Below are 9,286 nucleotides of genomic sequence, written 5' to 3' on the forward strand. Positions count from 1 at the left end.
CAAGTTCCGTTGCCCGAACGGTGAAACGAGACTTCACCCCCCACGCCTGCATCGGGCCTGCGAGTCGTAGCAGGAGAACAGCCATCAGGAATGCTCCTCGTCGGTGACGCGTGCCGCCACGGTCTCCCGCAGACGGCCGGGAAGGTCCGCGAAGGAGACCCTCTCGCCCAAGGACGCAACGGCGTCTGAGTCCTTCAGGGAGACGACGAAGCTCGCGACAGGCCGCAGGCCGTAGGTGCTTTCCACTGCGCGCGCGTGCTCCGCAAGTGCCTCGATAGAGCGGCCGAGGTAGCCGCGGGTCTCGTCGGTACGAACCGGCTGCTCGAAGGCTCCCACCAGTGAGACCGGCTGGTCATCCCGCACGGAGACGGCGATCGCCTCGGGTACGGTCCGGTTAGCGAAGGTGTTCTGCTTCCCGGTGGGCATGGATAGGCAGAATCCCTTGACGAAGACCTCAAGGGCGCGTAGGGCGGCTTCGCTGTTGCCCAGGTTCTCGGCGAGCAGGTCGAAATTGACGGTGGCATAACGGTACATCGTTGCCGAGGAGAACTCGACCGTGCCCATCATCCCGGCGCCGGCGTCCTCCTCCTCGGAACGGGACTTCGCGTCGTCGACAGCAGTGAAGAAGTCGTACTCGTTCTCGGCGGCGTGGGTGGAGATCGCGTGCGCGACCTGGCAGGCGGCGTCTACGTTTAGATCCGTATCGTCGGCGACCATGCGGCCGAACAGCGACACGTCCACGGCGTGCGCTTCCTTGAAGATCTTCTTGACCGCCTTGGCATCAAGCTTGTCTCCATTGCGTGTGGACGTGATGGCAAGGTCCGAGAGCCGAGCGATCTGGCTAGTAGAGAGGAACAGCAGGTAACCGGATTCCTGCGGAGCATCCTTCTTGCCTCGGGGCGCCGAGAGCTTGATCTTGGCTGCCTTGAAAACGTCCTCAGCCAGTGCGGGGGCGGACTCGGTGAGGTCGGGCGCCTCAGCCACGATCTTGTTTGCCAGCACTTCCACGACGCGCTTAGTGCGGACACCGACGTCGGATGCGTCCAGGAGCTCGTTGAAGTACAGGCGCGTGGCCCGTTTCCAGGACTGGCTGGAGACGCGAAGCCGTCTCACGCCGCCGTAGACGGCGGACTTCGGAGAGCCGGAGTCGTCGCGGTTGACGCAGGACGGCGGCAGGCTCTGGATGATGTGGAGGTCGACGTAAGTGCTCATTTCAGTTCTCCGTGGTAGTAGGGGCGGGTGTGGAATCAAAGGATGCTGCGTCGGTTGCTGAGACGCTCTGGGCTGTGGAAGAGAACCCGCCATATTGGCGGGACCACCGCAGCCGGACGTCTTTGGCGCCACCGGGACGTTGGAAACCGACTAGGTCGTCAGAGAGCATGGCGTGATCCAGGGGGATGCCTCGGGCGCGCAATTGGGAGACGAAGCTCCGCAGGTGATGGCGTAGTTCGCCGATGGTGGTTGACGTGACTAGCGCGTTGAACCGTGCCCGCGCGGAGGGATTCTCCTGGTCATGCGGACCGATTAAGTCTCGCGCCGCGCGGCCAAGCCCGACTCCGGGCTGGAACATTCCCTCGCTCCGCGACTGCTGATGCACGGCATACAGGGTCATGGCGGTGTGCACTGCGAGCTCCTCCCATGTGGGAGCGTCTCCGGCGCTGGAGGCTACAGGCACAGCGGTCAACGACCAGACCTCGGGGAGCTCCCCGGGGGCTCGGTTTGCGGCCTTGCGCAGGGCGGCAACGTCGGCGCGCCCCTGGGACTCATTGCGCAGGTAGCGGGCCTGTAGGCCGTTCTTCCCGCCTAGGCGCTTATCCACGAGTTGCCCGGCATTCTCTCGAAGTCTGCGTCTCGGCTCTTGCGGTGGTGCCGTGCTCTGGGGCCCTGCGGGAGCATCGGCTTCTGACTGCGTCATGCAACTGTCCTTTCTGCTTCATCACTGGGGGCGTCATTGCTTTCAGGAGGAGGGATGATCTTGTTGAGGGCGGCGCGGAAGAAGACCAGAGCGCGGCTGACGTCCATGCGTCCCGTTCCCTCGCCGCGGCCGGCGAAGGCCGCGTTCGGTGCTGCGAAAGCGAGTACGTCCTGCTGACGCCAGGCCTCCGACCGCAGGAGGGCCCGCCATTGCTCGCGCCCCGCCGTCGGGTCGATTTCCGCCAGGGAAGCGAGCCAGCGGGGGAACTCCTCATCAATCACCTGGTAGAAGGAGCTGCTGGCGCGGTTGCGAGCCGCCGACGCCGTATCCGGGCTGCCGCCGCTGGCGCGGTCCAGGTTTCCGGCGAGGTTGCGCAGCGCGCCGGCCACCTGCTCGGTCTGCTCCATGGCGTCCCGGACCACGGCAACCAGGCGAGTTTCTCCAGGATCGAGCAGCTTCGCCGGAAGGGTCAGGGTGTCGTCGAGCAGTTCGGAGACCACGGCTTCTTGCGCGCCATACTCGATGCCGGTGGCGTGCAGCGGCATGAGACCGGACATCGGAACGATCTCATGCATCATGAGAACCTGGTAAAAGTCCACCACGCCGGGCGGCATATACCTGGTCACGTCTCCTGCGCCCCGGACTGACAGCGAGGGGCTGAGTTGCGCGATCAGCGAGGACAACCCTCGCCAGAAGGCTCGATCCGTCGGCAATTTGCGCGGCATGTAGACAGGAGCCTTGAGCTTCTTGGTCTGTGGCTCGGAGAAACGCCACGCCGTCATGGGCTCAACGGAGAAACGATTCTGCGGGGTGGCCTTATCCCCGTTCCCGAGGAAGAGCCCAGTCGCCGACTCGCCGTCGCCGTGCAGCAGGACGCGTCGCGTCTGCCATGTGTAGCAAGCCACCGGTCCGGTCGGCTCCAACGATAGCGAACCCGCGGGGCCACTGGGCTCCTGCTCCCATGGGGCGAGGTCGAGCTCCGAATTGACTTCGCGCAGACCCCCTGTCGCTTCGCAGACTACGGTGTTGAGCAGCAGCGTGCGCTCCAGGTTCTCTCCAGTCACAGCTACGGCGCCGATCTGTCCAGTCCACCCCGGGCCGATCGGGTATCCCTTTCCGTTCTTTACCTGCGGGTCGCCAACGGCACCGGAGCGAATCCCCGCAGGGTCATAGGCGTGGACGTGTACCAGCCACCTGGCGGCCTCCGCCCAACTGATGGCATCCAGGCCCTCGGCAATGCGGGTGGTGAAGAAGGGATTACCGTTAGGGACGTCCACGATCAGGGACTCCAAGCCGGAGATCTTGCCCGAAGCCGAGTGGATCCCGGCCACTTGAAAGAACGGCTGCTCGGGGTCGCGCAGATCGAATCGGTCCCGGAAGCGCTCCAGATAGGCGGCGGCGTCCGTCCCGAGCCTGCCTGGCTCGTCCCAGTACTCCTCCCACGCATCCAGATCCTCCGGGCCGTCCATGGCGCGGTGGCAGATAGCCAGGAGCAGGCGCAGGACCGCCATGTCCTGGCTGGCGATCTCGCCGTGAATTCCTTCGATGCCTTCTGCATAGCGGAAGAGGTCGAGGAGAGAGACCTGATCGGGTGCGCCGTCGAGCCGGGTCACCCTGATCCAGGGCTCATCGAGAAGATTGAAGCTTGCCGTCATGCGTCGCGGACCTCCTTTAGCCCAGTTGTGGATGAGTATTCGAGGGTGGTTCCGGCCAGCTGTGCCCGGCCGTCCTCAAGGAGTAGGAAGAGCTGCCCCCGGAGCTGTGGATCAGCCTGCCACGCGGGTACGACACGAATTTCTAGCTCTTGTATCGCTAGGTCCATCTTGTCTCCCCTGGTAATGCCCGCAGGCAGCCGCACGGCGGACATCGCCATAGCTCGTACAACCGTGCGGCCAGGAACCTGGTCCGTCGGGATCAAAGCCCCCGGAGCATCGGGTGCGTACGCCAGCGTCCGCAGCTCCTCCTGCCCGCCTTCCCGATGCAGCTCAAGCAGAATGACCTCCAGCGAGTCCTCGCCGTCGCGGACCTGCGCGCGCCCGGCCTCCTCGCTGTCCGACGCTGTGGTGTGAAGCCAGTCGATCAGCGAAGTGGACTCACCACGGCGCTTGGGTTCTTCCAGGAGGAACGCCCGCGCAGCGTTGTGCTTCTTCTGGAATTCTCGCGCGTAGGCGTCCCGTGCTTGTGCGAGCGCGTCCTGCCATGCCGGCGGCACGTCGGCGTCATCTCCGTACACGGCCTCGATCAGACCGTGGACATCGTCGGGCACCGTGACGGTGCCGCCGCCGTCGACGACGCCGTGTAAGGCGGCGGCACTGAGCAGCATGTCATGCTCGCCATAGATCGCCTCGGCGCCGCGTTCAAGTGAAGGTGCGCTGGACCCCGTCGCAGGAAGCCAATCTATGTAGCAGGTGGGAGTGACGAGCCGGGGCGGACGCGGGCGCTGATGGCGGTGCAGGCGTCCCATGCGCTGAAGCACCAGGTCGACGGGAGCGAGGTCGGTGACGAGCAGGTCGAAATCGATGTCTAGCGACTGCTCCACCACTTGCGTGGCGACGACGATGGCCCGGTGCGGGCGTTTGGGATGGCTGCGTGGCGGACCGAAGCGGCGGAGCAGATCAGCGTCCTTGGCGAGGCGATCTCCGATGGTGAAGCGGGCATGATTAAGGGTCACCTCTTCACCGAATTGCTCGCGCAGTACCTCATAGGTTTCCTGAGCGCGCCCGACGGTGTTACGGACGATAAGGGCGCAGCCGCCGTCGGCAAGCTTGTCCGCCAGCAGCGGTAGCAAGCCGTCTTTGCTGAGCTGCCGGACCTGGGTGGCGGAGCGACGCCCCGCCGAGGTAACCGGAGTGACCTCAGTGGACTCGCAACCGGCAGCAACCAGGCACGGGAAGGGCGTATTGATCGTTTCGGGGTCGGAGTGCTTCCTAAGCCGTTGTGCCCTGGACAGCTGCAGGCCGCGGCGGTACGCATCGACCATCGCCGTGCAGCGTGCCTCCGACAGTGTCGCGGAAAGCAGCACCACCGGCACGCCGTAGGCAGCTAGCCAGGTTAGTGCCCGGTCAAGGTAGGCGTTCATGTAGGTCGAGTAGGAGTGCACCTCGTCCACCACAACCACTTTGCGGGACAGGCCCAGGTGGCGCATCGCCAGATGCGGCGAGCGCATCGCGCCGAACAGCAGATGATCGACGGTGGTGACGACGAAGTCCGACAACATCGACTTCTTCCGCCCGCTGAACCAGGCCATGATGGCCACGTCCGCTTGGCGTCTTCCTGCTGCGTCGAGAGTTTTCCTGCTTTGCGCCTCCTCTTCATCCCAGCCAATGCCAGTCGGACGGGGACCGTCCGACTGCTCGCCGCCCAGCGCGCCGAACAGCCGGTCACGAAGCTGGTATCCGCGCCGACGCAGCTCCCGGGCCTCCTCATTCAGACGGGCGCGACCGTGAATCAGCTGCACGGCGAAGTCCGAGGGAGCGCCGGCGTCGGCGTATGCCTGCTCGACGGCATCGAGCCAGTCCAACTTGCGGGAGAACATGGCGTCGGTGGTGGCCTGGGTCGGCAGGGCGAAGAGGATACCGGCGCGTCCGGTGCGCGCGGCAAGCACCTCGGCGGCCATGAGCGCCGACTCGGTCTTGCCTCCACCGGTGGAATCCTCAACAACCAGGATCCCGGGGAGCTCCATGGTGCGGGCAGCTTCGAGCGCCTGCGTCTGAACATCGGTGGCGCGCGCGCCGTCGGGCAGCTTGAACCGCTGTGTCAGCAGCGAGTCGGCATCGGTGCCGGTGTCGCGTGGGTGCCACGGCGAGGGGATCTCCAGCAGCGACAGGCCCCTGTTGACGCGGGCTGTATGGGCGCGGGGCGTGAGCAGGGCGGCACCGTCGTCGTCCAAGGGAAGCAGCGGGAAATAGTCTTCGGTTGAGGCGATCCAGTCGGCCACGATGACCAGGCCGGACAATTCAACGAGGAACGGCTGGGACCACTTGCGGCGGCTCCAAGCGCCTAGCAGGGGAGCAGCACCGGTCGTGGTGGTTGCGAGGTCTAGCAGCTCGCGGCGAGCGGTCTCCCAGGGCTCGTCGCCTAGCAGGTGGTCACGTCCTGCGATTTCAGTGGAGAGGTTGGCCGTGGTGGGTGGAATACCGTGATGGGCCCCGACGACGGAGGCGAGGGCTGTGTAACCACCTCGGTTGCCGGCGTACTCCGTGCGGAGCCAGCGCTGGAGGACGATATGCCCAGCCAGTCCGTGCGGCAGTCTGCGGCGGTCTTCGGTGTCGAGCGGCTCGTGCTTAAGGCCAGCTTCTCGCATCCGGTCGTCGAGGTGCGGGACCTTGCTGGAGAATGCCGGCGAACACTTGCCGATGTCGTGCACGCCCGCGATCCAGGAGGCCAGCAGACAGAACTCGTCGACGGGGGAGAGGCCGGAATCGGGGTCGGTGAACTCGCGCTCAATGAGATCCTGGACGGTCGGCGCCAGCCAGTTGCGGGCCAGGTGCTCGGCCACGGCGGCACTGTCCAGCAGGTGCAGCCATAACGGAAGCCACACGTGGCTGTCGGGGTCGTACCCGGACTTTGCCCACACAGACCGGGCGCGTTCGGAGAGTGTCACGGGACTCCTTTGTCTGAGGGGATGCTTGACGGTAGATCCGGGGAGACGGTGCATACGGCGCAATGAGTGAGCCGCCACACACTTGTTACTTACATGTATGGGTGCAAGCGGATCTGAAGCTCACCACCTGGCCCCGCCACGCCGTCGGCGCTAGCATGGGGCCGTCGTCGCGACTGGCGAAAAGGTGGTCACCACCGGGGAGCGACGGCACGTCACGGGTCCGCTCGCACCCCGCGGTGGCTCGGGGCGCAGCAATGGAGAACCTGGTCGCCCGCCTGGGCCGAGGTCGACGCCAACGCGCGGCCCGCGCCGCGCACACATCAGGAGAACCATGACCGACTCCGCGGCCACCGCCCGCACCACCCTCAACAACCAGCCCCTGGCCGACCTCGACCCGGAGATCGCCGCCGTCCTCGACGACGAGCTCGCCCGCCAGCGCGGGACCCTGGAGATGATCGCCTCGGAGAACTTCGTGCCGCGCGCCGTCCTGCAGGCGCAGGGGAGCGTGCTGACCAACAAGTACGCCGAGGGCTACCCCGGGCGCCGCTACTACGGCGGCTGCGAAGTCGTCGACGTAGCCGAGTCCCTGGCAATCGAGCGCGCCAAGGCCGTCTTTGGTGCCGAGTGGGCCAATGTCCAGCCGCACTCCGGCGCCCAGGCCAACGCCGCCGTCCTGCACGCCCTGGCCAACGGCGGTGACACCATCCTCGGCCTGTCGCTCGCACACGGCGGTCACCTCACGCACGGCATGAAGATCAACTTCTCCGGCAAGAACTACCACGCCACCGCCTACGGCGTGGACGAGACCACCCACCGCATCGAAATGGAGCAGGTGCGCCAGGCCGCCCTGCGCGAGCGCCCCCGCGTGATCATCGCCGGCTGGTCCGCCTACCCCCGCCACCTCGACTTCGAGGCCTTCCGCTCCATCGCCGACGAGGTCGGGGCCGCCCTGTGGACCGACATGGCGCACTTCGCCGGGCTGGTCGCCGCCGGTCTGCACCCGTCCCCGCTGCCGTGGTCCGACGTCGTGTCCACCACCGTTCACAAGACCCTCGGCGGCCCCCGCTCCGGCATGCTGCTGACCAACCGTGCCGAGCAGTGGGGCAAGAAACTCAACTCCGCCGTCTTCCCCGGCCAGCAGGGCGGCCCGCTCATGCACGTGATCGCCGCCAAGGCCATCGCCATGAAGATCGCCGGCACCGACGAGTTCAAGGACCGCCAGGCCCGCACGCTTGAGGGTGCCTCCATCCTCGCCCAGCGCCTGCTCGCCGACGACGTCGCGGCCGCCGGCATCAAGCTTGTCACCGGTGGCACCGACGTCCACCTGGTGCTGGTGGACCTGCGTGACTCTGCCCTGGACGGTCAGCAGGCCGAAGACCTCCTCCACGACGCCGGCATCACCGTCAACCGCAACGCCGTCCCCTTCGACCCGCGCCCGCCGCGCGTCACCTCCGGCCTGCGCATCGGCACGCCGGCCCTAGCCACCCGCGGCTTCGGACCCGCGGAGTTCACCGAGGTCGCCGAGATCATCGCCACCACCCTGGTGGCGGGCGCGGCCGGCAACGCCGACGACGAACTGCTCGCCTCCCTACGCGGGCGCGTGCGCACGCTCACCGACGCCTTCCCGCTCTACCCGGGGCTGGCCCAGTGAGGGCCGCGTGGAGCGGTCCCGCCCGCGTCCTGGACGGCAAGGCGACCGCGGCGGCCCTCAAGGCCGAACTGGCCGAGCGCGTGGCCGCTCTGCGCGAGCGCGGCATCACCCCCGGCCTGGGCACGGTGCTGGTCGGTGAGGACCCCGGCAGCGTCAAGTACGTGGCCGGCAAACACGCGGACTGCGCCGAGGTCGGCATCGAGTCGATCCGCGTGGACCTGCCAGCCACCACCACGCAGGCCGAGATCGAGGCGGCCATTGACCGCCTCAACGCCGACCCCGCCTGCACCGGCTACATCGTCCAGCTGCCGCTGCCCGTCGGCATCGACACCAACGCCATCCTGGAGCGCGTCGACCCCGACAAGGACGCCGACGGCCTGCACCCCACCAACCTCGGCCGCCTGGTGCTGCGCGGCACCGGCCCGATCACCTCGCCGCTGCCGTGCACGCCGCGCGCGTGCATCGAGCTGATCACCCGCCACGGCATCGACCTGGCCGGCAAGAATGTGTGCGTCATAGGCCGCGGTGTCACCGTGGGCCGCTCCATCGGCCTGCTGCTGATGCGCAAGGACGTCAACGCCACCGTCGACGTCTGCCACACCGGCACCCGGGACCTGGCCGAGCACGTGCGCCGCGCCGACGTCGTCATCGCCGCCGCCGGCTCGGCCGGCGTCGTCACGGCCGACATGGTCGCGCCCGGAGCGGTGGTTCTGGACGTGGGCGTCTCCCGCGTAGTCAACCCGCACACCGGCAAGGGCAGGATCATGGGCGACGTGGCCGACGGCGTCGACCAAGTTGCCGCCTGGCTGTCCCCGAACCCCGGGGGAGTCGGCCCGATGACGCGTGCGCTGCTGCTGGCGAACGTCGTCGAGATCGCCGAGCGCAACGCGACCGACTCATAGGCGCTGGGTCCTGGAGCAGCGGTTCTGGGCTGCGGCACCAGGTCGCGGCTCCCGCTGTGACACGTCCCCGATGAACCACGGCGCGGTTGACAGGACAATCCGGCTGACGGTTCGTACCTTTGCTTCGACGCTTCGTACTCTGGCCCGACGGTTCGTACCTGTAGGTGCCTGTGCTGTCTCCACACTTCTGGGACGGTTGAGTCTCATGACTTCTG

General features: G+C 67.0%; 6 protein-coding genes. 2 read left to right on the forward strand and 4 right to left on the reverse strand.

Annotated elements, in window-relative coordinates:
- Window positions 1-84: 84 nt before the first annotated feature.
- From cas7e to cas3, 4 genes are all read right to left on the reverse strand, one after another.
- Complete coding sequence (gene cas7e, locus GZ998_RS08685; protein ID WP_219109606.1) at window positions 85-1,212, reverse strand: type I-E CRISPR-associated protein Cas7/Cse4/CasC; 1,128 nt, start codon at window positions 1,210-1,212, stop codon at window positions 85-87.
- 1 nt (window position 1,213) lies between these two features.
- Window positions 1,214-1,819: a type I-E CRISPR-associated protein Cse2/CasB gene (casB, locus tag GZ998_RS08690; RefSeq protein WP_308807194.1), complete on the reverse strand. Its 606-nt coding sequence runs from the start codon at window positions 1,817-1,819 to the stop codon at window positions 1,214-1,216.
- A gap of 92 nt (window positions 1,820-1,911) precedes the next feature.
- A complete protein-coding gene (gene casA / locus GZ998_RS08695) occupies window positions 1,912-3,570 on the reverse strand; it encodes a type I-E CRISPR-associated protein Cse1/CasA (RefSeq protein ID WP_162678802.1) in 1,659 nt (552 codons plus the stop codon).
- Window positions 3,567-6,518, reverse strand: coding sequence for a CRISPR-associated helicase Cas3' (gene cas3 / locus GZ998_RS08700; RefSeq protein WP_162678803.1), 2,952 nt, complete (start codon window positions 6,516-6,518; stop codon window positions 3,567-3,569). Before cas3 ends, casA begins: the two co-directional genes overlap by 4 nt.
- 331 nt (window positions 6,519-6,849) lie before the next feature.
- Between cas3 and glyA the strand changes: the two genes are divergently transcribed.
- Both glyA and GZ998_RS08710 read left to right on the forward strand, forming a co-directional pair.
- Window positions 6,850-8,169 carry a serine hydroxymethyltransferase gene (gene glyA, locus GZ998_RS08705; protein WP_219109607.1) on the forward strand — a complete coding sequence of 440 codons (1,320 nt, stop codon included), beginning with the start codon at window positions 6,850-6,852 and terminating at the stop codon, window positions 8,167-8,169.
- The gene (locus tag GZ998_RS08710) at window positions 8,166-9,071 is read left to right on the forward strand and encodes a bifunctional methylenetetrahydrofolate dehydrogenase/methenyltetrahydrofolate cyclohydrolase (RefSeq protein WP_219109608.1); all 906 of its coding nucleotides are present in this window, start codon (window positions 8,166-8,168) and stop codon (window positions 9,069-9,071) included. The genes glyA and GZ998_RS08710 overlap by 4 nt, the downstream gene beginning before the upstream one ends.
- The last annotated feature ends 215 nt before the right edge of the window (window positions 9,072-9,286 follow it).

It is taken from the genome of Actinomyces sp. 594, assembly GCF_019325145.1.
Taxonomy (GTDB): Bacteria; Actinomycetota; Actinomycetes; order Actinomycetales; family Actinomycetaceae; genus Actinomyces.